This is a genomic window from Thioclava sp. PTB-PU3-1 (assembly GCF_055666785.1).
In genome coordinates this window covers 762,539-789,343 of record NZ_JBVNVL010000002.1, presented here as the reverse complement: position 1 = coordinate 789,343, position 26,805 = coordinate 762,539, and the positions used below count along the sequence as shown (strand labels likewise).

At 65.7% G+C, this 26,805-nt stretch carries 26 protein-coding genes; 19 read left to right on the top strand and 7 right to left on the bottom strand.

All coding sequences use genetic code 11. The annotated features are described in order from the left end of the window. Positions 1 to 2: 2 nt before the first annotated feature. Positions 3 to 1,844 carry a SurA N-terminal domain-containing protein gene (locus ACZ7GB_RS09325; protein ID WP_472158398.1) on the top strand — a complete coding sequence of 614 codons (1,842 nt, stop codon included), beginning with the start codon at positions 3 to 5 and terminating at the stop codon, positions 1,842 to 1,844. A gap of 11 nt (positions 1,845 to 1,855) precedes the next feature. Continuing rightward, entirely contained in the window at positions 1,856 to 3,367 is a 1,512-nt protein-coding gene (gene trpE, locus ACZ7GB_RS09320; protein ID WP_078542842.1) for an anthranilate synthase component I, read from the top strand. Between the two features lie 36 nt (positions 3,368 to 3,403). On the opposite strand, the gene ACZ7GB_RS09315 is transcribed toward trpE, so the two are convergent. Next, on the bottom strand, positions 3,404 to 5,191 hold the full coding sequence (locus ACZ7GB_RS09315) for a divergent polysaccharide deacetylase family protein (RefSeq protein ID WP_472158397.1): 1,788 nt from the start codon (positions 5,189 to 5,191) through the stop codon (positions 3,404 to 3,406). Between the two features lie 181 nt (positions 5,192 to 5,372). On the opposite strand from ACZ7GB_RS09315, the gene ACZ7GB_RS09310 reads away from it, so the two are divergent. The 6 genes from ACZ7GB_RS09310 (at position 5,373) to lexA (ending at position 10,268) form a co-directional block, all read left to right on the top strand. Then, positions 5,373 to 5,966 (top strand): anthranilate synthase component II, encoded by a 594-nt coding sequence (locus ACZ7GB_RS09310; RefSeq protein WP_075775655.1) that lies wholly within the window; start codon positions 5,373 to 5,375, stop codon positions 5,964 to 5,966. Between the two features lie 8 nt (positions 5,967 to 5,974). Continuing rightward, positions 5,975 to 6,997, top strand: coding sequence for an anthranilate phosphoribosyltransferase (gene trpD, locus ACZ7GB_RS09305; RefSeq protein ID WP_078542893.1), 1,023 nt, complete (start codon positions 5,975 to 5,977; stop codon positions 6,995 to 6,997). Beyond that, a complete protein-coding gene (gene trpC / locus ACZ7GB_RS09300; RefSeq protein ID WP_472158395.1) occupies positions 6,994 to 7,791 on the top strand; it encodes an indole-3-glycerol phosphate synthase TrpC in 798 nt (265 codons plus the stop codon). Before trpD ends, trpC begins: the two co-directional genes overlap by 4 nt. Continuing rightward, positions 7,788 to 8,273 carry a cyclic pyranopterin monophosphate synthase MoaC gene (moaC, locus tag ACZ7GB_RS09295; protein ID WP_078520127.1) on the top strand — a complete coding sequence of 162 codons (486 nt, stop codon included), beginning with the start codon at positions 7,788 to 7,790 and terminating at the stop codon, positions 8,271 to 8,273. The genes trpC and moaC overlap by 4 nt, the downstream gene beginning before the upstream one ends. Positions 8,274 to 8,275: 2 nt before the next feature. Then, positions 8,276 to 9,460 carry a molybdopterin molybdotransferase MoeA gene (locus ACZ7GB_RS09290; protein ID WP_472158474.1) on the top strand — a complete coding sequence of 395 codons (1,185 nt, stop codon included), beginning with the start codon at positions 8,276 to 8,278 and terminating at the stop codon, positions 9,458 to 9,460. A 91-nt stretch (positions 9,461 to 9,551) separates the two neighbouring features. Then, positions 9,552 to 10,268: a transcriptional repressor LexA gene (lexA, locus tag ACZ7GB_RS09285; RefSeq protein WP_078547774.1), complete on the top strand. Its 717-nt coding sequence runs from the start codon at positions 9,552 to 9,554 to the stop codon at positions 10,266 to 10,268. Between the two features lie 109 nt (positions 10,269 to 10,377). Here the strand turns inward: lexA and ACZ7GB_RS09280 are convergent, their stop codons facing one another. Next, positions 10,378 to 12,501, bottom strand: a complete 2,124-nt coding sequence (locus ACZ7GB_RS09280; protein WP_472158393.1) for a ComEC/Rec2 family competence protein — start codon at positions 12,499 to 12,501, stop codon at positions 10,378 to 10,380. Between the two features lie 113 nt (positions 12,502 to 12,614). Between ACZ7GB_RS09280 and gltX the strand changes: the two genes are divergently transcribed. From gltX to ACZ7GB_RS09245, 7 genes are all read left to right on the top strand, one after another. After that, complete coding sequence (gene gltX / locus ACZ7GB_RS09275; RefSeq protein WP_472158392.1) at positions 12,615 to 14,009, top strand: glutamate--tRNA ligase; 1,395 nt, start codon at positions 12,615 to 12,617, stop codon at positions 14,007 to 14,009. Positions 14,010 to 14,088: 79 nt separating this feature from the next. After that, complete coding sequence (gene gltA, locus ACZ7GB_RS09270; protein WP_078520131.1) at positions 14,089 to 15,384, top strand: citrate synthase; 1,296 nt, start codon at positions 14,089 to 14,091, stop codon at positions 15,382 to 15,384. Between the two features lie 135 nt (positions 15,385 to 15,519). Next, positions 15,520 to 15,936, top strand: coding sequence for a DUF1284 domain-containing protein (locus tag ACZ7GB_RS09265; RefSeq protein ID WP_078601722.1), 417 nt, complete (start codon positions 15,520 to 15,522; stop codon positions 15,934 to 15,936). Between the two features lie 141 nt (positions 15,937 to 16,077). Continuing rightward, positions 16,078 to 16,752, top strand: coding sequence for an SDR family NAD(P)-dependent oxidoreductase (locus tag ACZ7GB_RS09260; protein ID WP_078601721.1), 675 nt, complete (start codon positions 16,078 to 16,080; stop codon positions 16,750 to 16,752). Between the two features lie 137 nt (positions 16,753 to 16,889). Next, positions 16,890 to 17,675 (top strand): 5'/3'-nucleotidase SurE, encoded by a 786-nt coding sequence (gene surE / locus ACZ7GB_RS09255; RefSeq protein ID WP_078601720.1) that lies wholly within the window; start codon positions 16,890 to 16,892, stop codon positions 17,673 to 17,675. Then, on the top strand, positions 17,672 to 18,328 hold the full coding sequence (locus ACZ7GB_RS09250) for a protein-L-isoaspartate(D-aspartate) O-methyltransferase (protein ID WP_078520134.1): 657 nt from the start codon (positions 17,672 to 17,674) through the stop codon (positions 18,326 to 18,328). The genes surE and ACZ7GB_RS09250 overlap by 4 nt, the downstream gene beginning before the upstream one ends. 54 nt (positions 18,329 to 18,382) lie before the next feature. Further along, positions 18,383 to 19,576 (top strand): LysM peptidoglycan-binding domain-containing protein, encoded by a 1,194-nt coding sequence (locus ACZ7GB_RS09245; protein ID WP_078547785.1) that lies wholly within the window; start codon positions 18,383 to 18,385, stop codon positions 19,574 to 19,576. Positions 19,577 to 19,627: 51 nt separating this feature from the next. Here ACZ7GB_RS09245 and ACZ7GB_RS09240 read toward each other — a convergent pair whose 3' ends face one another. Then, a complete protein-coding gene (locus ACZ7GB_RS09240) occupies positions 19,628 to 20,053 on the bottom strand; it encodes an Lrp/AsnC family transcriptional regulator (protein WP_472158390.1) in 426 nt (141 codons plus the stop codon). Positions 20,054 to 20,174: 121 nt separating this feature from the next. Here ACZ7GB_RS09240 and rocF point away from each other — a divergent pair, with 121 nt between their 5' ends. The 3 genes from rocF to ACZ7GB_RS09225 all read left to right on the top strand — a co-directional run bounded on the left by rocF (position 20,175) and on the right by ACZ7GB_RS09225 (position 23,536). Beyond that, the gene (rocF, locus tag ACZ7GB_RS09235; protein WP_472158388.1) at positions 20,175 to 21,101 is read left to right on the top strand and encodes an arginase; all 927 of its coding nucleotides are present in this window, start codon (positions 20,175 to 20,177) and stop codon (positions 21,099 to 21,101) included. 5 nt (positions 21,102 to 21,106) lie between these two features. After that, a complete protein-coding gene (locus ACZ7GB_RS09230; protein ID WP_472158473.1) occupies positions 21,107 to 22,156 on the top strand; it encodes an ornithine cyclodeaminase in 1,050 nt (349 codons plus the stop codon). Between the two features lie 69 nt (positions 22,157 to 22,225). Beyond that, the gene (locus ACZ7GB_RS09225) at positions 22,226 to 23,536 is read left to right on the top strand and encodes an NAD(P)/FAD-dependent oxidoreductase (protein ID WP_472158387.1); all 1,311 of its coding nucleotides are present in this window, start codon (positions 22,226 to 22,228) and stop codon (positions 23,534 to 23,536) included. Between the two features lie 39 nt (positions 23,537 to 23,575). Here ACZ7GB_RS09225 and ACZ7GB_RS09220 read toward each other — a convergent pair whose 3' ends face one another. The 4 genes from ACZ7GB_RS09220 to ACZ7GB_RS09205 form a co-directional block, all read right to left on the bottom strand. Next, positions 23,576 to 24,418, bottom strand: a complete 843-nt coding sequence (locus tag ACZ7GB_RS09220) for an ATP-binding protein (RefSeq protein WP_472158385.1) — start codon at positions 24,416 to 24,418, stop codon at positions 23,576 to 23,578. Beyond that, positions 24,415 to 25,287, bottom strand: coding sequence for a twin-arginine translocase subunit TatC (gene tatC, locus ACZ7GB_RS09215; RefSeq protein WP_078542830.1), 873 nt, complete (start codon positions 25,285 to 25,287; stop codon positions 24,415 to 24,417). Before tatC ends, ACZ7GB_RS09220 begins: the two co-directional genes overlap by 4 nt. Then, positions 25,284 to 25,919 (bottom strand): Sec-independent protein translocase protein TatB, encoded by a 636-nt coding sequence (gene tatB / locus ACZ7GB_RS09210; RefSeq protein WP_078601716.1) that lies wholly within the window; start codon positions 25,917 to 25,919, stop codon positions 25,284 to 25,286. Before tatB ends, tatC begins: the two co-directional genes overlap by 4 nt. A gap of 77 nt (positions 25,920 to 25,996) precedes the next feature. Continuing rightward, the gene (locus ACZ7GB_RS09205) at positions 25,997 to 26,224 is read right to left on the bottom strand and encodes a twin-arginine translocase TatA/TatE family subunit (RefSeq protein ID WP_078520142.1); all 228 of its coding nucleotides are present in this window, start codon (positions 26,222 to 26,224) and stop codon (positions 25,997 to 25,999) included. A 187-nt stretch (positions 26,225 to 26,411) separates the two neighbouring features. On the opposite strand from ACZ7GB_RS09205, the gene ACZ7GB_RS09200 reads away from it, so the two are divergent. Continuing rightward, positions 26,412 to 26,804: a helix-turn-helix transcriptional regulator gene (locus tag ACZ7GB_RS09200; protein ID WP_078547795.1), complete on the top strand. Its 393-nt coding sequence runs from the start codon at positions 26,412 to 26,414 to the stop codon at positions 26,802 to 26,804. Position 26,805 lies beyond the last annotated feature (1 nt).

Below are 26,805 nucleotides of genomic sequence, written 5' to 3'. Positions count from 1 at the left end.
CGATGAAGATGCGCAGCCACGGCAAGAGTGTCGTCGTCTGGATCTTGCTGGCCATGCTGATCCTTGGTCTCGGCGGTTTCGGGCTACGCAATTTCTCCGGTTCGGCCAAAGCGGTCGGCGCGGTCGGCGACACCAAGATCACCGTCGACGATTACGCTCGCGCCCTGCGTCAGGAGATGCAGCAACGCAGCCAGCAGCTTGGCCAGCCGGTCACGATGGCGCAGATGCGCTCCTCCGGCGTCGACCAGCAGGTGCTGGGCAAGCTGATCGGTCAGGCCGCGATCGGCGAAGGCGCGCGGCGTCTTGGCGTGTCGGTGGGCGACCAGCAGTTGCAAAAACAGCTCTACGACGTTCAGGCCTTCCAGAACGCCTCGGGTAAGTTCGACCGCGAGACCTATAAATTTGCGCTCCGCCAGCAGGGCTATACCGAGCCGCAATTCGAGGCGCAGCTGCGCGACGATCTCTCGCGCTCGATCATTCAGGGCGCGGTCGCAGGGGGCGTGGATGCGCCCAAGCCGGTGGTCGACGCCTATACGAAATATGTCAGCGAGAAGCGCGGCTTCACCTGGGCCGAAGTGAGCGAAAGCGATCTGACCAAGGCGATCCCGGACCCGACCGACGATCAGCTTCAGACCTATTACAACGACCACATCGATCAATTCACCGCGCCGCAGACGCGCGACATCACCTATGCGTGGCTGACGCCGGACATGCTGGCCGACAAGGTCAAGATCGACGACGCCACGCTGAAGGCCGAATACGAGCGCCGCGCCGACGAGTTCAAGCAGCCCGAGAAGCGCCTTGTGGAGCGTCTCGTCTACTCCGACATGGACGCAGCCAAGGCCGCGAAAGCCAAGCTGGATGGCGGCGCAACCTTCGCCGATCTCGCCAAGGATCGCGGCCTGTCGCTCGACGACGCCGATCTGGGCGATGTGACCCGCGACGATCTGGGCAAGGCTGCCGATCCGGTCTTCTCGGCCGAGAACAACACCGTGGTCGGCCCCGTCGAGACCGATCTGGGCCCGGCCCTGTTCAAGGTGAACGGCATCATCGATGCGCAGGAAACCTCCTTTGCCGAAGCGCGCGACGAACTCGCGGGCGATGCCGAAGCAGAGAAAGCGCGCAACGAGATCGGCAAGATGAGCGAAGATCTGCAGGACCGTCTGGCAGGCGGCGCGACGCTCGAGGAAATGGCCAAGGAAACCGATATGGAGCTTGGCCAGATCGACTACACCGCCGACAGCACCGACGGCATCGCGGGCTATGACGAGTTCCGCAAAGCGGCCGACGAGGCCACGACCGACGCCTATCCCGATCTACAGACGCTCTCGGATGGCGGCGTCTTCGCGCTGCGCCTCAACAAGATCGTGCCGCCCCAGCCCAAGCCCTTCGCCGATGTGAAGGACGAGGTCGCGGCGGCATGGCGCGCCGATCAGGTGGTGCAGGCCGAAGAGGACCGCGCCAAGGAGATCGTCTCGGCGGTCGAGGGCGGCAAGTCGCTGGGCGAGACCGGCGTGCTGACCACCAAGGTCGCGAGCATCGGCCGGGGCGGCTATTCCGACGAACTGCCGCCGCCGGTGATCTCGAAGGTCTTCAAGACCGAACCGGGCAAGCCCGCGCAGATCACCGCCAACGGCAAGGTCTATGTCTTCGTCACCGACAAGGTCATTCCGGCGGATATGGAAGATGCCGACACCAAGCTGATCTCGGGTCAGATCGGTACCCAGCTGTCGAACTCGCTGGCCAATGACCTGCTCAATTTCTACGCGACCGCCGTGGAGTCGGAAGCCGGGCTCGATCTCGACAACCAGACCGTGACCGCCGTGCAGTCGCAGATGCAGTAAGGAGGCCCACCGTGGTCGCTCTCTCCCCCTCTTTCGAGGCGTTCGAGGAACGCTGGGCCAAGGGTGAAAACCAGCTCGTCTACGCGCGTCTCGCGGCCGATCTGGACACGCCCGTCTCGCTGATGCTCAAGCTCGCCGAGGCGCAGCCGAATTCCTTCATGCTGGAATCGGTGACCGGCGGCGAGGTTCGCGGGCGCTACTCGATCGTCGGCATGAAGCCTGACGTGATCTGGGAATGCCGGGGCGAGCAGGCACGGATCAACCGCTCGGCGCGCTTCGACGAGGCGTGGGAGGACCTTCCGGGCCACCCGTTCGACAGCCTGCGCGCCCTGATCGCTGAAAGCCGCATCGAGATGCCCGACGATCTGCCCGCCGCGGCGGCGGGTCTGTTCGGCTATCTCGGTTACGACACCATCCGTCTGGTCGAAAAGCTGCCGAACGTGAACCCCGATCCGCTGGGCGTGCCCGACGCGATGCTGCTGCGCCCGTCGGTCGTGGCCGTGCTCGACGGGGTGAAGGGCGACGTGATCATCTGCGCGCCGGCCTTCCAGGCCGAGGGCAAGTCCGCGCGTGCGGCCTATGCGCAGGCCGCCGAACGCGTCTCGGATGCGCTGCGCGATCTCGACCGCACCCCGGTGGAGAGCCGCGATCTGGGCGAGAGCCTGCAGGTCGGCGAGATGCATTCGAACTTCACGAAAGAGGGCTACATGTCCGCCGTGGAGAAGGCGAAGGATTACATCCGCGCGGGCGACATCTTCCAGGTGGTTCCGGCACAGCGCTGGTCGGCGCATTTCCCGCTGCCGCCCTTCGCGCTTTACCGCAGCTTGCGACGCACCAACCCCTCCCCCTTCATGTTCTTCCTGAACTTCGGGGGCTTCCAGATCGTGGGCGCTTCGCCCGAGATCCTCGTGCGCGTGCGCGAGGGCGAGGTGACGATCCGCCCGATCGCGGGCACCCGTCCGCGCGGCGCGACGCCCGCCGAGGACAAGGCGCTGGAAGAGGACCTGCTGGCCGACAAAAAGGAACTGGCCGAGCACCTGATGCTGCTCGATCTGGGCCGCAACGATGTGGGGCGCGTCGCGAAGATTGGCTCGGTCCACCCGACCGAGAAATTCATCATCGAGCGTTACAGCCACGTCATGCATATCGTCTCGAACGTCGTGGGCGAGCTGGCCGATGATCAGGACGCGCTCTCGGCGCTGCTGGCCGGTCTGCCCGCGGGCACGGTCTCCGGCGCACCCAAGGTCCGCGCGATGGAAATCATCGACGAGCTGGAGCCGGAGAAACGCGGCATCTATGGCGGCGCCGTGGGCTATTTCGCGGCCAATGGCGAGATGGACATGTGCATCGCGCTGCGCACGGCGGTGGTGAAGGACAAGACGCTCTACATTCAGGCGGGCGGCGGCGTGGTCTATGACAGCGACCCCGAGGCCGAATGGATGGAGACGGTCAACAAGTCCAAGGCGCTGCGCAAAGCCGCCGAGGATGCGGGGCTGTTCGTCGCCACTCGCGGCAACGGCTGAGGCAGTCGCCTTTTCCCAAGCTTTGAGAACGCGGGCTTACTGGCCCGCGTTTTCCATTTTCGGCTCGGTGTCCGGAGTGCCAGCCGCCACGCTGTCAAGCGCCAGTGCCGACACCGGGGTCAGCGTTACCTTGTTCTGCGCATCGACATACCAGTCCTCGATCCCCTGAACCGATTCCGGCCAGGCCGAAAGCATCACCACGACCGAACCGTTACGCTCCGCCTCGAAATCGGCGCGCGCCAGCATCCGCGAGATCACCGCGGCCTTCTCGCGCCCGTCATCGATCACGCGCCAGACCTGCGCGCGCGGCAGATCGGCCGAGGTCGCGATCTGGTTGGCGCTGTCGAAGCCCTTCTTCTGCGTCACCACACCCAGCCCGCCGCGGCTGAGCGCCGAGATCATCTGGCGCGCAAGCGGGCGGTTGTTCTGGAATTGCGGCTGCGGCGGCTCCACGACGGCGACCGCCTCGGGGATCACGTGACGCCAGGCCTCGAGCGCCACTTCGACATCCTCGGGCGCGGCGTTCGCGGGGAGCCCGGCTGCGAGGATCGCGACCTCGAACCCCGCCGCGCGGAAGGCTTTCGCATCGTCAGCCGCGCCGTCGCGGGTCGGATCGATCGCGATGGTCATCGGCAGATCGCTCGCGGTGATCGTCGCCGGGTCGAGCCCGCCGGCCGCCACGCCCTGATCGATCAGCACGAGCGAGATTTGCGGCTTGTCGCTGATCGGTGCGGGGGCTGCGAATTTCTGGATCGGGTTCAGATCGGCTGCATCGACCGCAGCGACCTCGGGCATGTCCTGCGCGGACTGCGCGTCGAGGCCTTCCTCCGGCGAAGGCGCGGTCGAAGGCGTCACTTGCGGCAGGCGATCCACCACCACGCCGGGCGCGGATTTGAACCCGCCCATCGGTTTGCCCGGCAGCGACGGGGCGTCTTGCAACGAGAAGATGCGCGGCTTGATCGGGGCTGCATCCCCGGCTTGCGGCAGGGCGCGCCCGGCGGGCAGGTCCGGGCTTGTGGCCGGGTCGTTCGAGATCTCGGGCTTGTCGGCCTGCGCGGTGTCGATGCCCTCCCCCTCGGGCGGCAACTGATCGGGCGCGGGCATATCACCGAGCGACGGGGCCGCTTGGGGCTCCGCCTCGGGGGGGGCGATCTCGGCCTCGGGCAGTGCGGGCATCTCGCTCGCCGCGACGGTCGTTTCGCCCTCATCGGCAGACGGCGTCGCTTGCTCGGGCGCTTTCGGCGGCTGCAAGGTCACGTCGGGCAGCGCGGGCATCTCGGCTGCGGGCGCAGTTTCGGCGATCTCCTGCGGTTGCGCTTCGGGCGCAGGCGCGCGCGCGGCGGCAATCTCGGGCGTGGCATCGGGCGCGGGCGCGCCTTGCAAAGAGGCAGGCGGGGCGCTGTCGGGTTGGGCCCCTGCCTCCGGCGTGACCGGCTCGGCGAGCGCGACGGTCTCCCCGTCCGCCTCGGGACGCGGCTCGGCCATCTCGGTCGCCATTTCCGGGCGCGCGGCGCTTTGGATTTCGTCGGCACTGGGCGGCGCGAGGCTCGGCTGCGGCTCGGACACGCGCGGCGTCTTGGTCGGCGCTGAAATCGGCGCCCCGTCCGGTGTCGGCATCGAGGGCGTGCGATCGGTCGCGGGGCGCGAGAAATCGGAGCCCGCGGGCAGGTCCACATTCGCGGGTTCTTCGGGCGTCGGGCTTCCGGCGAGCTTGATCTCTGCGCCGGGCTCTTTCGGCGCCGGGAAGATCAACGACATCACGCCCGCACCGAGTACCGCGACCAGCAGACCGGCCAGTCCGCCCTTCATCACAGATCGCATCATTGCCTGCCTCCATCTTCACCGCTCTTGATGCGCGGCTTTTCCCGGGGACTGCCCTTGACCCCGACCCTTCGCTGATAGCATCTATAGCCCGACCCGTTCCCCGGTTCACCCCCCTTGATAAGCGCATCGGCGCTTGAGTGCATGGGGGACGCCGGGGGCCAACAAACGAAAGGGCCCGGCCATGCTGCTGCTCATCGATAATTATGACAGCTTCACCTATAATTTGGTGCACTATTTTGGCGAGCTGGGCGCCGATGTGAAGGTCTGGCGTAACGACGCGCTGAACGTGCAAGACGCGATGGGCATGGGCGCCGAGGCGATCGTGCTGTCGCCCGGGCCTTGCGATCCCGATCAGGCGGGCATCTGCCTGCCGCTGGTGATGGCCGCCGCCGAAGCGAAACTGCCGCTGTTCGGCGTCTGTCTGGGGCATCAGACCATCGGTCAGGCCTTTGGCGGGAAAGTGGTGCGCGCCTCCGAGATCGTGCATGGCAAGATGGGCGAGATCCGCCACGAGGGCAAAGGCTGCTTCAAGGGCCTGCCCTCTCCGCTGAAAGCGACGCGCTACCACTCGCTGATCGTGGAGCGCGAGAGCCTGCCCGACTGCCTCGAGATCACCGCCGAGCTGGACGACGGCACGATCATGGGCCTGCGTCATCGCGAGCTGCCGATCGAGGGCGTGCAATTCCACCCGGAATCCATCGCCTCCGAGCATGGCCACGCGATGCTGAAGAATTTCCTGACAGAGGCAGGCGTCAGCCTGAAGGTGCCCGCATGAGCCAACCGATGAGCGAAGCGATGAAGCCGCTGATTTTCGCGGCGTCGGAAGGTCCGCTGAGCCGCGCGCAGGCCGAAATGGCGTTCCAGTTGCTGTTCGAAGGCGAAGCCTCACCGGCACAGGTCGGCGGTTTGCTGATGGCGCTGCGGGCGCGCGGGGAATCCGTGTCGGAATATGCCGCCGCCGCCGCCGCGATGCGTGCGAAATGCGTGCCGGTGAAAGCCCCAGAAGGCGCGATGGATATCGTGGGCACCGGCGGCGACGGGATGCACACGCTCAACATCTCGACGGCTGCGGCCTTCGTCGTGGCGGGCGCGGGCGTGCCGGTCGCGAAACATGGCAACCGCGCGGCCTCATCGAAATCGGGCACGGCGGATGTGCAATCCGAGCTCGGCATCGACGTGATGGCCGGTCCCGAGGCGACCGAGCGCGGTCTGGCCGAGGCCGGGATCGGCTTCATGATGGCGCAAATCCACCACCCCGCGATGCGTCACGTCATGCCGGTGCGTCAGGAACTGGGCTGCAAGACGATCTTCAACATCCTCGGCCCCCTGACCAACCCCGCAGGCGTGAAGCGGCAGCTGACCGGGGCTTTCGCGCCCGACCTGATCTTCCCGATGGCCGAGACGCTGCAGATGCTCGGCTCCGAGAAGGCATGGTTGGTGCATGGCTCGGACGGGACCGACGAGATCACCATTTGCGGCACGACCGAAGTCGCCGCGCTGGAAAATGGCCGCATCGAGTCGATCCAGATCCACCCCGAGGATGCGGGCCTGCCCGTGCACAAGTTCAAGGATCTGGTTGGCGGCACGGCGGCCGAGAACGCCACCGCCCTGCGCGCGCTGATGGATGGCGAGGCTTCTGCCTATCGCGACGCGGTGATCTTCAACGCGGCTGCCGCGCTCGTCGTGGCCGACAAGGTCGCAGACCTGAAATCCGGGGCGGAAATGGCCGCCGAGAGCATCGATAGCGGAAAGGCGAAGACCGCGCTGGAAACGCTCGCCCGCATCACGCAGGAGGTCGCCGGATGAGCACGATCCTCGACAAGATCAAAGCCTATAAGCTGGAAGAGATCAAAGCGGCCAAAGCCGCGCGCCCGCTGAGCGAAGTTGAGGCTCAGGCCAAGGCGCAGGCGTCCACGCGCGGTTTTGCCAACGCCCTTACCGCGAAGGCGGAAACGGGCTACGGGCTGATCGCCGAGATCAAGAAGGCATCGCCCTCGAAAGGGCTGATCCGCCCCGATTTCGACCCGCCTTCGCTCGCGAAAGCATATGAAGAGGGCGGCGCGGCCTGTCTGTCGGTGCTGACCGACACGCCCTCGTTCCAGGGCGCGCCGGAATTCCTGTCGGCGGCGCGCGCGGCCTGTTCGCTGCCCGCTTTGCGCAAGGATTTCCTCTATGACACCTATCAGGTCGCGGAAGCCCGTGCCTGGGGCGCCGATTGCATCCTGATCATCATGGCCTCGGTCGAGGATACCCTCGCCGCCGAGCTGGAAGACGCGGCCTTCGGTTGGGGCATGGATGTGCTGGTCGAAGTGCATGACATGGAAGAGACCGAGCGCGCGCTCAAACACCTGAAATCGCCGCTTCTGGGCGTGAACAACCGCAACCTGAAGACTTTCGAGGTTACGCTCGACGTGACCCGCGAACTTGCGCCGAGCATTCTCGCCGAAGGCCGCGATCTGGTCTGCGAAAGCGGCATCTTCACTCGCGACGATATGGCCGCGATGGCCGAAGTCGGCGCGCGCCGCTTCCTGATCGGCGAAAGCCTGATGCGGCAGGACGATGTCGCAGGCGCCACCCGGACGCTTCTGGAGGTCGCATGAGCCTGTCGCATTTCGACAAGGACGGTCAGGCCCATATGGTCGACGTCTCCGATAAGGAGGTGACCGACCGCATCGCCGTGGCCGAGGGGCGCGTGGTGATGCTGCCCGAAACGCTGGACTATGTCCTGAAGGGCACCGCGAAGAAGGGGGACGTTCTGGGCATCGCACGGATTGCGGGGATCATGGCCGCGAAGAAGACCTCCGATCTGATCCCGCTCTGCCACCCGCTGCCGATCACCAAGGTCACGCTGGACCTGGAGCCCGACGAGGCGCTGCCCGGCGTTCGGATTCGCGCGACCGTGAAGACCTCGGGTCAGACCGGCGTCGAGATGGAGGCGCTGACGGCGGTGTCGGCGGCGGCGCTGACGGTCTATGACATGCTCAAGGCGGTCGAGAAATCCATGCAGATCGAAGGTATCCGCGTCGTGCTGAAAGACGGCGGGAAATCCGGCAAATACGAGGCCGAAGGGAGCGCATCATGAGCCTGTTGCCCGTCGAAGAGGCGCTGGAAAAGGTTCTGGCACTGGTCGAGCCGCTGGGCACCGAGCGCGTGAGCCTGCGTCACGCCCTTGGCCGCGTCATGGCGGAGCCCGCCACGGCGCAACTGACCCAGCCGCCGTTCTCGGGCTCGGCGATGGATGGCTACTGGATCGACGTGGCCGACCACCTGCCCGGCGCGACGCTCACCGTCGAGGGCGAGGCCGCCGCCGGTCGCGCCTATGAAGGCACGCCGACTCCGGGCCAAGCCGTGCGCATCTTCACCGGCGCACCGGTGCCGGGCCCGAATGGCGTGGTCGTTCTGCAGGAGAACGTGACGCGTGAAGGCGACACGATCACCCTGCCGCAAGAGCTTGATAGCAACGCCAATATCCGCCCCAAGGGTCAGGACTTCGCGCAGGGCGAGAGCTTCTGCCCCGACCGCCCGCTGACCGCGCGCGATCTGGGCCTGCTGGCCGCGATGAACGTGGCCGCGGTCACCGTGCGCCGCCGCCCCATCGTCGCAATCATCGCCACCGGCGACGAGCTGGTGATGCCGGGCGAAGAGCCGGGGCCGGACCAGATCATCTGCTCCAACAGCTTCATCGTCGCGGCACTGGCCGAGCGCATGGGCGCCGAGGCCCGCATGCTGCCGATCGCGCGCGACGACCGCGACAGCTTGCGCACCGTGTTCGAGCTCGCGAAAGGCGCCGATCTGGTGGCGACCTCGGGCGGCGCCTCGGTCGGTGCGCATGATCTGGTGGGTGAGGTCGCCGCGGAACTGGGGCTCGACCGCAGCTTCTGGAAGATCGCGATGCGCCCCGGCAAGCCCTTGATGGCGGGCCGGATCGGCGAGGCCGCGATGCTGGGCCTGCCGGGCAACCCCGTCTCGGCCACCGTCTGCGCCGAGCTGTTCCTGCGCCCGATGCTGCGCAAGCTTTCGGGTCTGCCGCCGGAAAGCCGCGTGCAACAGGCGATCCTCGCGACCGATACCGGCCCGACCGGCCCGCGCACCCATTACATGCGCGCGCGCCTCGCGCCCGGCGATCCCCTGCCCCGCGTCACGTCCTTCGACAATCAGGACTCCGCGATGCTGAGCCTCCTGTCGCAAGCCAATTGCCTTCTGATCCGCCCCTTGGGCGACGGGCCGCGCAAGGCAGGCGAGACGGTCGAAATCCTGCCGCTGGATTGAGCCGCACCCGCCTCGGGCGTTGACAGCCTCCGTGAACAAGGGTAGAACAATCCTTGAACATGTGCCTTGACCGGGGAACGGAGGGTCGCGGATGCTTACGCGCAAGCAGCTGGAATTACTGGAGTTCATTCAAAAACGGATGATGAAGGACGGTGTTCCACCCTCTTTCGACGAGATGAAGGACGCGCTGGACCTGCGCTCGAAATCCGGCATCCACCGTTTGATTACTGCTCTGGAAGAACGTGGCTTCATCCGCCGCCTCGCCCATCGGGCCCGCGCGATCGAGATCGTGAAACTGCCCGAGGCTCTGGAGAAGAAATTCGGCGCCCCCGCGGGCGACAGCGCTGGCAGCTTCGCGCCGCAGGTGATCGAAGGTGACAAGACCGACCCGCCGCGCGGCGCGATGCCGGTCGACGTGATCCACGCGCTGGAACTGCCGGTGATGGGCCGGATCGCCGCAGGTGTCCCGATCGAGGCGATCTCGGAGGTCTCGCATCACGTCGCCGTCCCCGGCTCGATGCTGAGCGGTCGTGGGGAGCATTACGCGCTCGAGGTCAAAGGCGACTCGATGATCGAGGCCGGGATCAACGACGGCGATGTCGTGGTGATCCGCGAACAGGGCACCGCCGACAATGGTGATATCGTGGTCGCGCTGGTCGAGGGCCATGAGGCGACGCTGAAACGCTTCTACCGGCGCAGCGGGATGATCGCGCTGGAAGCCGCGAACCCGGCCTATGAGACGCGGCTGCTGCGCGACGATCAGGTGAAGGTGCAGGGGCGGCTCGTCGGGCTGATCCGGAGCTACTGAGATTTGGTGAATTCCTGGGAAAGAGCGTCCTGCGGGGCGCTCTTTTTCGTATGTCGCGCGGGTGGCGTGGGCTGGAGCCTCCGGCGGAGATATTTGGAAAGAGCGAAGATCAGGGGCGCGTCCAAGGGCGACGACCCTTGATTTGCGCAGTCGTCGTGACCTCGCCCGTGGCGCTGAAGCCGACAGCGCCAGCCTCCCGCAGGCGCGCGGCGTCCCATAGATCGCAGAGGCCCGTGGGCGCTTCGATCTTACTGGAAATCACGACGATGCCGCCCTTCGCGCAAATTGCAGGCAGAGCCTCTTTTGCCGATTTTCCAGTGAGATGGGCGAGCGGAGCGCGTCGAAACTGCGCAATCCGCGCACCGCGCGGCCCAGAGAAGGCGGGGCGTGCGGCGGCCTCTTCCAGCGACGCCGGATCGCCATCCGCCGCTAGCCAGCGTTCGGAGATGAACCCCGCGCCCGGCTTCGACAGCGCCCGGCCTTGCGAGGTCATCAGACCGACCTGCTGCGCCTCGGGCGCGATCAGCAGCGCCGGACGCTCCGCCCCGGCGCGCAGCCATAACGCGCAAGCCACGGCGATCAACACGACGCTCACACTGCGCACGGCCCCGCGCGTCAGGATCGCCCCCAACGCGCCAAGCGCAATCAAAGGGATCACCCACGGCCCCGGCTGGACGATCGCGAGAACCGAGCCGTCGAGGCCGCTCACCCACTCCGCCACGCGCAAGATCCACGCCGTGCCTTGCCCCATCGCCCAAAGCGCGGGACCACTCAGACCGAGGGGGGCGAGCAGCGCCGCGAGCACGCCCATCGGCATGATCACGAGCCCCATTGCGGGCACCGCGAAGAGGTTGGCCAGCACCCCGTATTCCGAGAGCCTGTGAAACTGCGCGGCCACGATCGGTGCGGTGGCCGCGCCTGCGATCAGAGAGGTCGCGACCAGCATCAGGACCGGGCGCAGCAGGCGCGGCAGATGGCACGCCGCGCGGGTCCACGGACCCAGCGCCACGATCAGCGCGGTGGTCGCGGCGAAGGACATCTGGAAGCCAGGCTCGGTCAGGCTCTCGGGCTGCCAGATCAACAAGAGCGTCGCGGCGAGCGCGACGGTGCGCAGGCTCAGCGCGCGCCGGTCGAAGAGCACCGCGAGAAGCATGATCGACACCATGATCCAAGCGCGCTGGGTCGAGACAGCAGGCCCCGCGAGCCAGAGATAGGCGCTGGCCGCAACCAGCGCCGCGATGGCGGCCAGTTTCTTCGTGGGCCAGATCAGGGCCGGGCGCCCCGCCAGCGCCAACCCGTAACGCACCAGACCGAAGACGAAGCCCGCCAGCATCCCCATATGCAGCCCGGAAATCGCGATCAAATGGGCGAGGCTGGAGCGGCGCATCACCTCGCGCGTGGCCTCGCTCAACCCCGAGCGATCGCCGGTCATCAAAGCCGCCGCGACCGCGCCGGGCTGTCCCGCGATCCGCGATTGGATCGCCGCAGAAAGCCGCATCCGCGCGCGATGCGCCGCCATTGCCCAATCGCCGGGATCGGGCGGCGCCACTCGCATCACCGGCGCGCGGGTATAGCCGATCGCGCCGAGCCGGTCGAACCAAGCGGTGCGGCGAAAATCGTAATCCCTTGGGGCCGCTGGCGGCGGCGGGGGAGAGAGATTCGCCGTGAGCATGACCTGCGTGCCGGGCTCGGGGCTGAACTGACTTTGATCGCCATGCAGCGTCACGCGCACCCGCGCAGGGGTCTTGGCGGGAGGAATCCGGTCGATCCGCACCCGGTCCAGCGTCAGCCGGATCAGGTCGGAGCGCGCGCGGTCGATCTTCACGATCCGCCCGCTGACGGGGCCGTAGTAGCGATACTGCAGCACCGGGGCGGCGACGAGATGGGCGCGCAGCCCCGCGAGCAACAGCCCCAGAGCCGCAAGGGCGATCAGCGCCGCGGGCAGCCGAAACCATGCCGCAGCGCACAGCCAAAGCGTAAGCGAGAGTACGCAGATTACGAGCGTGCTCAGGTAGATAGGCCATCCCGGCTCGACGCCGAGGGAGAAATACGCACCGACCCCGACGCCGAGCGCCACCGGCATCCACAGGAAAAGCTGCGCGCGGGCCCGCGCCAGCGCGCCCAGCGGATCGGAGAGCCCCCCGAAGAGCGCCGCGATCAGACGCGGAGCGCGCCCCGCGCCCGTCGCGCCCTCCGCCTGCGCCCAGTCGCCGGGTTCGGCATTGATCGCCATGCTTGTCCTCGGCCCCGTCCCTGCTTATGCATCGAGCCGAGAAAGCCTATGCGCTTGATGGTTTCCGATAGGTTAACGCGGGCCGGTAAGAGCCCGCGAAGAAAGGTCCCGACATGTCCGACCAGATTGTCACCCGTTTCGCCCCCTCTCCCACCGGCTATCTGCATATCGGCGGTGCGCGCACGGCGCTGTTCAACTGGCTCTATGCCCGTGGGCGCGGCGGCAAATTCCTGCTCCGTATCGAGGATACCGATCGCGAACGCTCCACCCCCGAGGCCACGGCGGCGATCCTGCAGGGGCTCGAATGGCTTGGGCTCGATTATGACGGCGACGTGGTGAGCCAAGCTGCGGGCGCGGCGCGCCATGCCGAGGTCGCCCATCAAATGCTGGAGAAAGGCCACGCCTATAAGTGCTTCTCCACGCAGGAAGAGATCGCGGCCTTCCGCGAGGACCCGGCGAACAAGGGGCAGATGTTCCCCTCGCCGTGGCGCGATGCCGATCCCGCGACGCATCCGGATGCGCCCTATGTGATCCGTCTGAAAGCGCCCCGCGAGGGCACGACCGTGATCACCGACGCCGTGCAGGGCGAGGTGACGATCCGCAACGATCAGCTCGATGACATGATTTGTTTACGTTCTGATGGCACACCGACTTACATGCTGGCCGTTGTCGTCGATGACCATGATATGGGCGTGACCCATGTGATCCGCGGGGACGACCATCTCGTCAATGCCGCGCGGCAGATGCTGGTCTATCGCGCGATGGGCTGGGACGTGCCCACCTTCGCGCATATCCCGCTGATCCACGGCCCCGACGGCAAGAAGCTGTCGAAGCGCCACGGCGCGGTCGGCCTCGAGCAGTATCAGGCCATGGGCTATCCCGCGACGGGGATGCGCAACTACCTCGCGCGGCTCGGCTGGAGCCATGGCGACGACGAATTCTTCACCGACGATCAGGCGAAGGAATGGTTCGACATCACCGGCATCAACAAGGCGCCGGCGCGGCTCGACTTCAAGAAGCTCGAAAATATCTGCGGCCAGCATATCGCCATCACCGATGAGGCCGAATTGCTGCGCGAAATCGAAGGTTATCTCGCAGCTGCAGAAAAACCGCCGCTGGGTGACGCACAGAAATCTGCGCTTATGCGCACGCTTCCCATCGTGAAGGGCTCGGCGAAGTTGTTGCCGCAACTTCTTGAAAAGGCGCATTTCTCTCTGACGCAGCGCCCGATCGAGATCGAAGAGAAAGCGGCCAAGGCGCTCAATGATGTATCCCGTGGTATACTGAGTGAATTGACCTTTGCGCTGCAACGCGCTAATTGGTCGCGGGAAGACCTGGAAGCCGCCGTCGGACAGGTTGCCGAAGCGCACGGACTGGGCCTTGGGAAGGTCGCTGCTCCGATGCGGGCGGCCTTGGCGGGGCGAGCGGCTACCCCCAGCGTATTCGATATGATGCTCGTTTTGGGCCAAGAGGAGACTCTGGCACGACTCGACGATCAGGCGGCCTGAGGCCTGGCCGCCCTCTCCGGACGCCTGTCCGGACGCGATAGACCGGCGCGGCCCAGCCGGAGGATGAAAGGGAATTTACATGGCAGACAATTCGAAGACCGCCACGCTCTCGCTTGACGGACAAACCTATGAGCTTCCCGTGCTCTCGCCCTCGGCTGGTCCCGACGTGCTCGATATCCGCAAGCTCTACGGTCAAGCCGACGTCTTCACCTACGATCCGGGCTTCACTTCGACCGCAGCCTGCGAGTCCAAGATCACCTTCATTGATGGTGGCAAGGGCGAGCTGCTGTATCGCGGCTACCCGATCGACCAGCTCGCCTCGGAATCGCACTATCTCGAAGTGTGCTACCTGCTTCTCTACGGGGAACTGCCGAGCAAGCAGCAGATGGAAGATTTCGAATATCGCGTGACCCGTCACACGATGATCCACGAGCAGATGAAGCAGTTCTTCCAGGGCTTCCGCCGTGACAGCCACCCGATGGCGACCATGGTCGGCGTCGTGGGCGCGCTCTCGGCCTTCTATCACGACAGCCTCGACATCTCGGACCCGTGGCAGCGCGAAGTCGCTTCGATCCGTCTGATCGCGAAGCTGCCGACGATCGCCGCGATGGCCTACAAGTATTCGATCGGTCAGCCCTTCGTCTATCCGAAGAACGAGCTGAGCTACGCCGAGAACTTCCTGCACATGTGTTTCTCGGTCCCGGCCGAAGACTACAAGATCGAGCCGGCGCTCGCGAAGGCGATGGACCGTATCTTCACGCTCCATGCCGATCACGAGCAGAACGCCTCGACCTCGACCGTGCGTCTGGCAGGCTCCTCGGGCGCGAACCCGTTCGCCTGTATCGCAGCCGGCATCGCCTGCCTCTGGGGCCCTGCCCACGGCGGCGCAAACCAGGCCTGCCTCGAGATGCTGCGCGAAATCGGCACCGTCGATCAGATCCCGGAATACATCAAGCGCGCCAAGGACAAGGATGACCCCTTCCGCCTGATGGGCTTCGGCCACCGCGTCTACAAGAACTTCGACCCGCGCGCGAAGGTCATGAAGGAATCGGCGGACGAGGTGCTCGACCTGCTCGGCATCCACGACAACGAGACCCTTCAGGTCGCCAAGGAACTCGAGAAGATCGCTCTGGAGGACGACTATTTCGTCTCCAAGAAGCTCTATCCGAATGTCGACTTCTACTCGGGCATCATCCTCGAGGCGATGGGCTTCCCGACCTCGATGTTCACCCCGATCTTCGCGCTCTCGCGCACCGTCGGCTGGATCTCGCAGTGGAAAGAGATGATCGAGGATCCGACCGGCAAGATCGGTCGCCCGCGTCAGCTTTATACCGGCGCGACCTATCGCGATTACGTCGATATCGCCAAGCGCTGAGCGTATGCCAAATCATTGCGGGCCGGAGGGGAGACCTTCCGGCCCGTTTTCTATTCTGATACCCGGGAAAAGGGGGCGCTGCCCCCTTCTGGCTGCGCCATTCATCCCCCGGGATATTTACCCAAGAGCGAAGACATGGCTGACCGTCTGACATATCGCCCGCATCATTTCCTCTGCTCGCTCGGTTTCGAGGGGAAGGGATATTCGGATCGCTTCACCGCGAATATGACCGAGATCGTCGAAGGACGCTTGCGGCAACCGGAGGGCGCCGCAGTGGAGATCGAAGTGGTGGGCGCGGCGGATGACATCTGCGGCCCCTGCCCGTCGCGGCGCGGATCGGGATGCACCGCGCAGGCGAAGATCGACCGGCTGGACGCGGCCCATGCCGAGGCGCTGGATATTGCGCCGGGCGATGTGCTGACATGGGGCGAGGCGCAGGAGCGGATGGCCGCCCTGCCCGCCGATGTGCATCAGACGATCTGCGCCGAATGCCAATGGCTGGGCGCGGGCATGTGCGCCGCCGCTCTCGCGCGACTTCAGGACGAGGCGTAGCGCCGCCCCCCGTCAGGAGGGTGGCGGCGCCGCAAAGCTGACCAACCCGGCCTGCGCGCCAAGCTGCAAAACAGCGGGAAAGGCGCGGGACGTGCATCTGCACGCTTGCGCGACGGCGGGCGTGGTGGCAAGAAACGCGCCATGAGCACGGATCAGACCCAAGACCCTTCGCAGGGCAAGAAACTGGCGCTTGTCACAGGCGCTTCGCGTGGCCTTGGCGGGGCGATCGCCGAAGCTTTGGCCGCAGATGGCTGGCATGTCATGGCCGTCGCACGGACCACCGGCGCGCTGGAAGAGCTCGACGACCGCATTCAGGCGAAGGGCGGTACCGCCTCGCTCGGTCCGCTCGACGTGACCGAACCCGATCAGATGGCGCATCTCGCGCAGTCGATCGGCGCGCGCTGGGGTGGGCTCGATCTTTGGGTGCACACGGCGATCCATGCCGCGCCGCTGTCGCCGACGGGTCATATCGACGCGAAGGAACTGGCCAATTCGGTCAAGGTGAACGTGACCGCGACCGCGCAGCTGATCGGGCTGATGGAGCCGCTGCTGCTCGCGCGCGAAGGCACCGCGCTGGCCTTCGACGATCCGCGTGCAGGGCAGAAATTCTTCGGCATCTATGGGGCTACGAAAGCCGCGCAGATGGCGATGATGCGCTCGTGGCAGGCCGAGACCGTGAAGATCGGGCCGCGCGTGATGATTGCGGAGCCTGCGCCGATGGCGACCGCGCTGCGCGGACGGTTCTTCCCCGGCGAAGATCGCGACGCGCTGGCCGACCGCCACGCCGAGGCGCGGCGCATCCTCGACACGCTCTGAGAACGACCAAAGCGCCGCCGAAATGCCCTTCGGCTGCGGCGCTTTGGCGACACATCCGCGCTGTCGCCCGCCCCCGCTTTACCCTTCATCCGCCGCACGGTAAGCATCGGGTGACGCGACGGCGAACTGGGGGCAACATGCGTATTCTCATCACCAATGACGACGGGATCGACGCACCGGGACTGGCCGTTCTGGGCGAGATCGCCGAAGAACTTGCAGGCCCCGATGGCGAGGTCTGGACGGTCGCGCCGGCTTTCGAGCAATCGGGCGTCGGGCATTGCATCTCGTACACCCGGCCGATGATGATCTCGAAACTGGCCGAACGCCGTTTCGCAGCCGAAGGCAGCCCCGCCGATTGCGTGATGGCTGGGCTGTATGACGTGCTGGAAGGTCAGCGGCCCGATCTGGTGCTCTCGGGTGTGAACCGGGGCAACAACTCCGCAGATAACGCGCTCTATTCCGGCACGTTGGGCGGCGCGATGGAGGCGGCACTGCAAGGCGTGCCCGCGATCGCCCTGTCGCAATTCATCGGCCCCGAGGTCTTCAACGCCCCCGACATGTTCGAGGCAGCCCGGGTCCATGGCGCGGCGCTGGTGCGCAAGCTGATCGATGATGGCATCTGGGACGACGGCGATTACCGGGTCTTCTACAACGTCAACTTCCCGCCGGTGCTGGCCAAGGACGTAAAAGGCCACAAGGTCGCAGCCCAAGGCTTCCGCAAGGATTGCTTCTTCTCGACCGAGGCGCATCACGCGCCCTCGGGGCGGCGCTTTCTGTGGATCAAGGGCGGCCCGCAGCACACCCCGACGCAGCCGGGCACCGATGCCGCCGTCAATCTCGACGGCTATATATCGGTCACGCCGATGCGCGCCGATCTGACGGCGCATGACGTGATCGCCGATCTGGAGGCCCGTCTGGGATGAGCGAGGATGCGGAAGAGGATCTGGCCGAGCGCAAGATGCGGTTCCTCTTCGCACTGCGCTCCAAGGGCGTGACCGACGCGCGCACGCTGCACGCGATGGAGGGGATCGACCGCGGCCAGTTCGTGCGCGGCATCTTCGCCGACCGCGCCTATGAGGACATGCCGCTGCCGATCGCCTGCGGGCAGACTATCTCGCAGCCCTCGGTCGTGGGGCTGATGACGCAGGCCGCGGATGTGGGTTCGCGCGACACCGTGCTCGAGATCGGCACCGGCTCGGGCTATCAGGCGGCGATCCTGAGCCAGCTCGCCCGCCGCGTCTATACGGTGGACCGGCATCGCAGGCTGGTACGCGAAGCCGAAGGCGTCTTCAACGCGCTGCGGCTCACCAATATCGTCGCGATTTCCGGGGATGGCTCGCACGGGCTGCCCGATCAGGCGCCCTTTGATCGAATCATCGTGACTGCCGCCGCGGAAGACCCTCCCGGGCCGCTCTTGGCCCAGCTGAAGATCGGGGGTATCATGGTTCTACCCGTGGGCCAGTCGGACACGGTGCAAAGCCTGATCCGGGTGCGCCGGCTCGAGACGGGTTTCGATTACGAAGAATTACGTCCGGTGCGCTTTGTTCCCCTCGTAGAGGGCGTGGCAAACGACTAAGTGGCAGGTAAGAACGGACCCCGAAGAGGTCTGAGAGACAGTGAGGACGAGCGGATGGCAACGAAGATTTCCCGGCTGCGGCTGATCCTGGCAGGTGGCGTCGCGCTGACGGCGTTGGCCGCCTGTAACCCGAACGGGTTCGATCTGGACATGCGCGGTTATGGCAATGGCGGGCTCGACACGAGCGCCGCCGCCCGGCAGGCGGTGCAGGATCGCCCGCGCCCGAATGATCAGGGCATCATCACCTACCCGAATTATCAGGTCGTGGTGGCGCGCCGCGGCGATACGGTCAATTCGGTCGCGCAGCGTATCGGCACCGATCCCGGCGCGCTGGCCCGCTACAACGCGGTCTCGCCCGATGCGGTGCTGAACGCGGGCGAAGTGCTGGCCCTGCCCAACAAGGTCGCGACCACGGGCGGCTCCGCGACGCCGGGCAACTCCAGCGCGCTGACCTCGGAGACGATCGACATCACCTCGCTCGCCTCGAACGCGATCGATAGATCGCAGGCGAACCAGCCCGCCAAACCGACCCCGGCCTCGGCCCCGGTCTCCACCAACAGCGCCGAGCCGATCCGCCACAAGGTCGCACGCGGCGAGACCGCCTATTCCATCGCGCGCTACTACTCGGTGCCGGTGAAGGCGCTGGCCGAGTGGAACGGGTTGCCGAACGATCTGCGGGTGCGCGAAGGTCAGGTCCTGATCATCCCGGTCGCGTCGAGCCGTCAGCCCGCGAAAGTCGAGACCGCGACGGCCACGACCGCGCCGGGCACCGGCTCGCCGACCCCGGTGCCGCCGTCCGCGGCAGAGCCCCTGCCCCAGAAGACGCCGCCGAAAGCATCCGAGCCGGTCAAGACGAAGACCCCGGACATGAGCACCGATCGCACCAAGGCGTCGGACACGTCGAAGATGGCGATGCCGGTGCCGGGTTCGATCATCCGACCCTACAAGAAGGGCTCGAACGACGGCGTGGATATCTCGGCTTCGGCCGGGACGGCGGTGAAAGCCGCCGAGAGCGGCACCGTGCTGCTGATCAGCCAGGACACCGACGATGTCGCCTTCCTCGCGATCAAGCATCCCGACAATCTGGTGACGGTCTATTACAACGTGACCGGCATCACGGTGAAGAAAGGCGCAAGCGTCAAGCGCGGCCAGACCATCGCGAAAGTCGCCTCCGGCGATCAGGGCTATCTGCATTTCGAGGTCCGCAAGGGGATCGATTCCGTCGATCCGATGCCCTACCTCAACTGATCTTTTGCGGCGGGCCGGAGATGTTCCGGCCCGCCCGCACGCCCTGCCCGCTCACCCCGCGACAGGCGCAAGCAGCAGACAGCTCTCGCTGTTGAGCACCCCCGGAATTTCCCGAACATCGCGCAAGGCCCGGTCGAATTCGCCCAGGGTCTCGGCCCGGATTTCCGCCACCAGATCCCAGTTGCCATTGGTCGCGAAGACCGTCGTCACCTCAGGGATGCGGTGCAGCGCCCGGATCACCGCGCGCGACATCTTGCCCTGCAACTCCACGAGCGTGATCGCGCGCACCTGCCCCTCGACATCCGTCTCTGTCTCGATGGTGAAGCGCCGGATCTGACCCGAGGCGACCAGCGCCTCCAGCCGGGCCCGCGCGGTCGTGCGCGACACGCCCACCTGCAGCGCCAGATCGGTCATCGAGAGCCGCGCATCCGCGCGCAGCGCGGCCATGATCGCGCGGTCCGTATCGTCGAGCTGCATTTACCCTCCGTTTTGATCAATCGTCTAGTCGAATTGATCAAATTTAGTTCCGTTTTGCGCAAATTGACAAGCGAAACCTCTGCGCCATTTCGTCAGACTAAGATCAACAAGGGAGATTTCGATGACACGCACAGTTTCGATTCTGGGCGCGCCTATTCAAACTGGCGCTTCGCAACCCGGCTGCATCATGGGACCGGCCAGTCTGCGCATCGCGGGGCTGGGCGACATCCTGACCGAGCTGGGCTGGGAGGTGGATGATCTGGGCGACCTGTCGATTCCCCCGCAAGAGCCGGTGCCGCATAAGAACCCCGCGATCCACGATCTGGCCGAAACCCGTGCCTGGATCGAGGCGCTCTCGCAGGCCGCCTTTGACGCCGCGCAGACCCATGACCGCCCGATCTTCATCGGCGGCGATCACGCGCTGGCCGCAGGCACGCTGAGCGGCCTCGCGCGGCATGCGAAGACGCAAGATCGTCCCCTCTTCGTGCTCTGGCTCGATGCGCACCCGGACCTGCACACGCTGGAGACCACCACCAGCGGCAACCTGCATGGCACGCCCGTGGCCTATGTCACCGGGCAGCCCGATTTCGAGGCCTTCCCGCCGCTGGAAGCCAGCATCGATCCGAAGAATTTTTGCATGATGGGCATCCGCTCGGTCGATCCGGCGGAGCGCGAGCGCATCAAGAAGATCGGCTTGGAAGTCCATGACATGCGCGCCATCGACGAGACCGGGGTGCTGGCCCCGCTGCGCGCCTTCCTCGATCGCGTGCGCGAAGCCAACGGCCTGCTGCATGTCAGCTTCGACGTCGATTTCCTCGACCCCGGGATCGCGCCCGCCGTGGGCACCACCGTGCCGGGTGGCGCCACCTTCCGCGAAGCGCATCTGATCATGGAAGAGGTCGGCGACAGCGACCTCGTGACCTCGCTCGACATTGTCGAGCTCAACCCTTTCCTCGACGAACGCGGTCGCACGGCGAAACTGCTATGCGACCTCGCAGCCAGCCTCTTCGGCCGCCGCGTTCTCGACCGCATGACACGGAGCTTTTGATGGATATGTCCCCTCTCGCCCCCTCCAAGCTGGCCTTCGTGCCCTTCGTTTCCGTCGCCAACATGATGAAGCTGGTGAACGAGATCGGCCCCGAACAGGTGATGCGCGACCTCGCCGCCTATATTGAAGAGGATTTCCGCCGCTGGCCGGATTTCGACAAGACCCCGCGCGTGGCGAGCCATTCGGCGGAGGGCGTGATCGAGCTGATGCCGACCGCGGACGCGGAGAATTACGGCTTCAAATACGTCAACGGCCACCCCAAGAACGGCCGCACCGGGCACCAGACTGTCACCGCGTTCGGCGTGCTGTCTTCCGTCGCCACGGGCTATCCGCTGCTGATGACCGAGATGACGATGCTGACCGCACTGCGCACTGCGGCCACCTCGGCGCTGGTGGGCAAATACCTCGCTCCGAAAGGTGCGAGCGTCATGGGCATGATCGGCAACGGCGCGCAATGCGAGTTTCAGGCGCTGGCCTTCCGCGCGATCTGCGGTATCGATACGCTGCGGCTCTATGACATCGACCCGACTGCGACCGAGAAGGCCGCGAAGAACCTGACCGCTCAAGGGTTCAACGTCACCAAATGCCGCTCGGCCGAGGAAGCCGTCGAAGGCGCGCAGGTCATCACCACCTGCACTGCTGACAAGCAATATGCGACGATCCTGACCGACAACATGGTCGGCTCCGGCATCCACATCAACGCGATCGGCGGCGACTGCCCCGGCAAGACCGAACTGCATCGTGACATCCTCACCCGCTCGGAGATCTTCGTCGAATACCCGCCGCAGACCCGCATCGAGGGCGAGATTCAGGCGCTCGACGAAGACCATCCGGTGACCGAGCTGTGGAAGGTCATGCGCGGCGAGGCGAAAGGCCGTCGCGACGCAAAACAAATCACGCTGTTCGATAGCGTGGGCTTCGCGATCGAGGATTTCAGCGCGCTGCGCTACATCCATGACCGCGTGAAGGGTGGCGACCACGCGCAGATGCTCGATCTTATGGCAGACCCCGACGATCCGCGCGATTTGTTCGGGATGCTGACGCGGGCGGGCTGAGCCCCGCTTGCGCTCGGCGCGCGCGCGTGGCACCGAAAGCCAAACGCCCCTTTCAGACGAGTGCGCGACATGACCCATCAGACCCATCCCTATGCGGGCGACGGCAGCCACACCGGCAGCTACTACGCGGCTTCGGCCAATCCGGCGCCCTTGCGCGCAGAACTGGTGGGTGAACAGGAGGCGGATATCTGCGTCGTGGGCGCAGGCTTCTCGGGGCTGTCCACCGCGCTGCATCTGGCAGAAAAGGGCTATAGCGTCACCGTCGTCGAGGGCGCACGCATCGGCTGGGGCGCCTCGGGCCGCAATGGCGGTCAGGTCGTGAACGGGCTGAACGCCAGCCTCGACGTAATCGAGAGCCGCTACGGGCAGGACACCGCGAATTTCGTAGCCGGCCTCGTGATGGAAGGCGGCGACATCATCCGCGAGCGCGTCGCGACCTATGACATCCAGTGCGACCTGAAGCCCGGCAATGTCTTCGCGGGGCTGACGGCCAAGCACATGCAGGAACTGGAAGCGCGCTGGAAGCTCTGGCGCAGCTACGGCATCGAAAGCCAGGAGATGCTGAGCCGCGAGCAGATGCGCGAGCATGCGAATTCTGACCTCTATGCGGGCGGGATGATCGACCATAAGGGCGGCCATCTGCATCCACTCAACCTCGCGCTTGGCGAGGCGGCGGCAGTCGAGAAGCTCGGCGGCACGATCTACGAGATGTCGCCCGTGACCTCGGTCGATACCGAGGCCGCGCGCCCGGTGATCAAGACCGCAAAAGGCCAGATCACCGCGAAGACGCTGGTGCTCTGTGGTAACGCCTATCTCGGCCATGTGGTCCCGACGCTGGAGCGCCGCGTGATGCCCGTCTCGACGCAGGTGATGGCGACCGAACCGCTGGGCGAGGCGAAGGCGCGCGAGTTGATGCCGTCCGACGCCTGCATTGAAGACGTGCGCTATATCCTCGACTATTACCGCATGTCCGCCGACAACCGCCTGCTCTTCGGCGGCGGCACGGTCTATGGCGGGGCGGATCCGAAGGACATCAAGGCGAAGCTCTGGAAGAACCTCGAGAAGGTCTTCCCGCAGCTCAAGGGCACCAAGATCGACTACGCATGGTCGGGCAATTTCGCGCTGTCCTTCAGCCGGGTGCCGCAGATGGGCCGGATCGGGCAGAACACCTATTTCGCGCATGGCTACTCGGGCCACGGCGTGACCGGGTCGCATACCTTCGGGCGCATCCTGTCGGAGGCGATCAACGGCGATCTGACCCGGTTCGACACGTTCGCGAAACTGCCGTGGATCCCGTTTCCCGGCGGGCGCACCTTCCGCGTGCCCTACTCGGTCGCGGGGTCGTGGTGGTATGCGCTGCGCGATCGGCTGGGGGTGTAAGCCCCCTGCCCGCGACGCCAGTGATGCGGAGAGACGCGCTTACAGCGCGACGCCGCGCCGCCCGGCCAGATCGGTAAAATACTGCCAAGCCACGCGGCCCGAACGCGCCCCGCGCGTCGCCTGCCATTCGATGGCCTCGGCGCGCAGGTCTTCGTCGGAAATCTCCACGCCATAGCTGTCGCAATAGCCGCGGATCATCGTGAGGTATTCGTCCTGCGAACACGGGTGGAAGCCCAGCCACAGCCCAAAACGATCGGACAGCGAGACTTTCTCCTCCACCGCCTCGGACGGGCTGATCGCGGTCGAACGTTCGTTCTCGATCATGTCGCGCGGCATCAGGTGGCGCCGGTTCGACGTGGCATAGAGGATCACGTTCGCGGGCCGCCCCTCGATCCCGCCATCGAGCACCGCCTTGAGCGATTTGTAATGCTGGTCGTCATGGCTGAACGAGAGGTCGTCGCAGAACAGGACGAAACGCATCTCGGGCGCGTCGCGCAGATGCGCGAGCAGACGGCCGACCGAGGGCAGATCCTCGCGCGCAAGCTCCACCAGCTTGAGCGGCAGCCCCTCGGCCACCGCCGCAGCATGGGCAGCTTTCACGAGCGAGCTCTTCCCCATCCCGCGCGCACCCCAGAGAAGCGCGTTGTTCGCCGCCGCCCCACGCGCGAATTGCAGCGTGTTGGCCAGCAGCGTGTCGCGTGAGCGGTCGATGCCGTGCAGCAGGCTGAGGTCGACGCGGTTCACCTGCGGCACGGGCTCCAGCCGATCCGGCGAGGTGTGCCAGATGAACGCGCTGGCCGAGGCGAAGTCGGGCGCGGGCTGCGGAGCGGGCGAGAGCCGCTCCAGCGCCGTGGCGATCCGGTTCAGCGCCGCGTCACTCATGCCTTGCCGTCCTTCTCATCCTCTTCGTCCTCGTCATCGTCCCACTCGTCGGGGTCGATCCAGGTGCCTTCGGCGCGCATCCGGGCTTCGCGGGTCTTCTCGATCCGTTTCACGAGCTGGATGGAAATCTCGTAGAGACCGTAAACCACCGTGAACAGGATGACCTGAGAGATCACGTCCGGGGGCGTGGCGATCGCCGCCACCACGAGGATCGCGACCACGGCATATTTGCGCATGTTGCCGAGACCTTCTGAGGACACCAGCCCCGCCTTGCCCATCAGCGACAGCAGCACGGGCAGCTGGAAACAGATCCCGAAGGCCATGACGAACTTGATCGTCAGGTTGAGATATTCCTGCACCGAGCCTTGGAAGCCGATCGCGGCCATCTCGTTCGCGCCCGAAGTCGCGCCGATCTCGCCCTGCTGGAAGCCGAGGAAGAAGTTAAAGGCCAGCGGCAGGATGATGTAATAGGCAAACGCCGCGCCAAGGAAGAACATCACCGGCGAGGCGACCAGGAAAGGCAGGAACGCGTTCTTCTCGTTGCGATAGAGGCCCGGCGCCACGAACCGCCACATCTGATAGGCGATGATCGGGAAAGCCAGGGCAAAACCGCCGAGGAAAGAGATGTTGATCGCGACGAAGAAGCCTTCCTGCAGCTTGATCAGGTAGAGGCCGCATTGCTCGCCGCGCGATTCCAGTGCCGAGCAGACCGGACGGGTCAGGAAGTTGAAGATCGGGTTCCAGACCGTGTAGCAGACCACCATCGCGACGATGAAGGCCCCCAGCGAATAGAGGATGCGCGTGCGCAGTTCGGCAAGGTGCTCGATCAGCGGGGCCGAGCTTTCCTCGATCTCGTTATTGTCGCTCATGCGTCACCCTTCTTCGCGGCGGGTTTCTTCGCCGCCGTCTTTTTGGCCGCCGGTTTGGCACCGGTTTTCGCGGCGGGTTTACTGCTCGATTTGGTTGCCGGCTTGGCGCTGGATTTCGCTGCGGTCGAAGTGCCCGTCTTGGTGCCAGTCGTCTTGGCGCCAGTCTTGGCTGCGGTCTTCGGCGCGGCTTTCTTCGCAGCGGGCTTGGCCGCCGGCTTGCTTGCCGTCTTGGATGTCTCGGGTTTGGCCGTCTCGGCCGGGCTCGCCTCGGGTTGGGCAGCCTCGGGCTTGGGCGGCTCGGCCTCGGGATCGGGCTTGAGCGAGGTCTTCCCGCTCTCGGACCGGCCCGGCTCCCATTTCTCGAAAGCGTCGGTCGCTTTTTCCAGCGCGTCGAGCCCGAGCGATTTCTTGGACGCCAGCGATTTCAGGTCGCGCACGGAGCCCGCAGCTTCATCGAGCCCGGTATCCTTCGCCGCATCTTCCATCGCCCGCGAAAACTCGCGCCCCATCGCCTTGGCCTTCGCAGTGATGCGGCCAAGCTGGTGGAACATCTTGGGCAGATCCTTCGGCCCCACGACGATCAGCGCCACGACGCCGATCAGCAGAAGCTCGCTCCAACCGATGTCTAACATGAGTGCTCAGGCCTCCGGCCGATTGAGGACGCAAAGGCAAACGGGCACCAGCCCGCAACCCCCGAATGCGATCAGGCTCAGGCCTTGTCTTTTTCTTTCTGGACTTCGTCAGCCGGGGTCACGTCACGTGCCTCGTCGACGGTGCCGTCCTCGATTTCTTTCGAGCCGTCGCTCACGCCTTTCTTGAAGGCGGTGATGCCTTTGCCGACTTCACCCATGAGCGAGGAAATCTTGCCGCGGCCAAAAAGAACCAGAACCACGACGGCGATCAGAAGAAGGCCGGGAAGGCCGATATTGTTGAGCATTGTTGTCTCTCCTCTGGTCACGGGCCCGCCGCCCGCGCCTTATGTCGGTCCCGAGTTTTAGGATCATGCGGGCCTCAATCCTAGAGCGATTCCGCCCAAACGGGGCTTTGAGGGGCAGATTACTGACAGTTCATTGTCAGTTGCCCTCCCTCGCGTTACCCTTCTCGCGACCCGATCGGAGAACCCCATGACCCGCGACGAGCGGCTGCAACAGATCATCGCTATCCTGCGCGACGGCAAGATGCATCGTGCCAGCGATCTGGCCGAGCGGCTGGGCGTTTCCGCCCGCACGATCTGGCGCGACATGGCGGAAATCTCGGCCTATGGGGTGCCTGTCGAGGGCGAGCGCGGCGTGGGCTACATCCTGCGCCGGGCGGTGGGGCTACCGCCTCTGGTGCTGACCCGCGAAGAGCTGGCCGCACTCGATCACCTGCTCGATCTGGCCGAGGCGGTGGACGATCCGCGCCTTGCCGGAGGGGCCGCGAGCCTGGCCGCGAAGATCCGCGCCGCCCTGCCCTCTGCGCCCGTCGAAGCCTCTCCCGAAGACGCCGGGGAAGGACTGGCGGGGGATCGGGGATGAC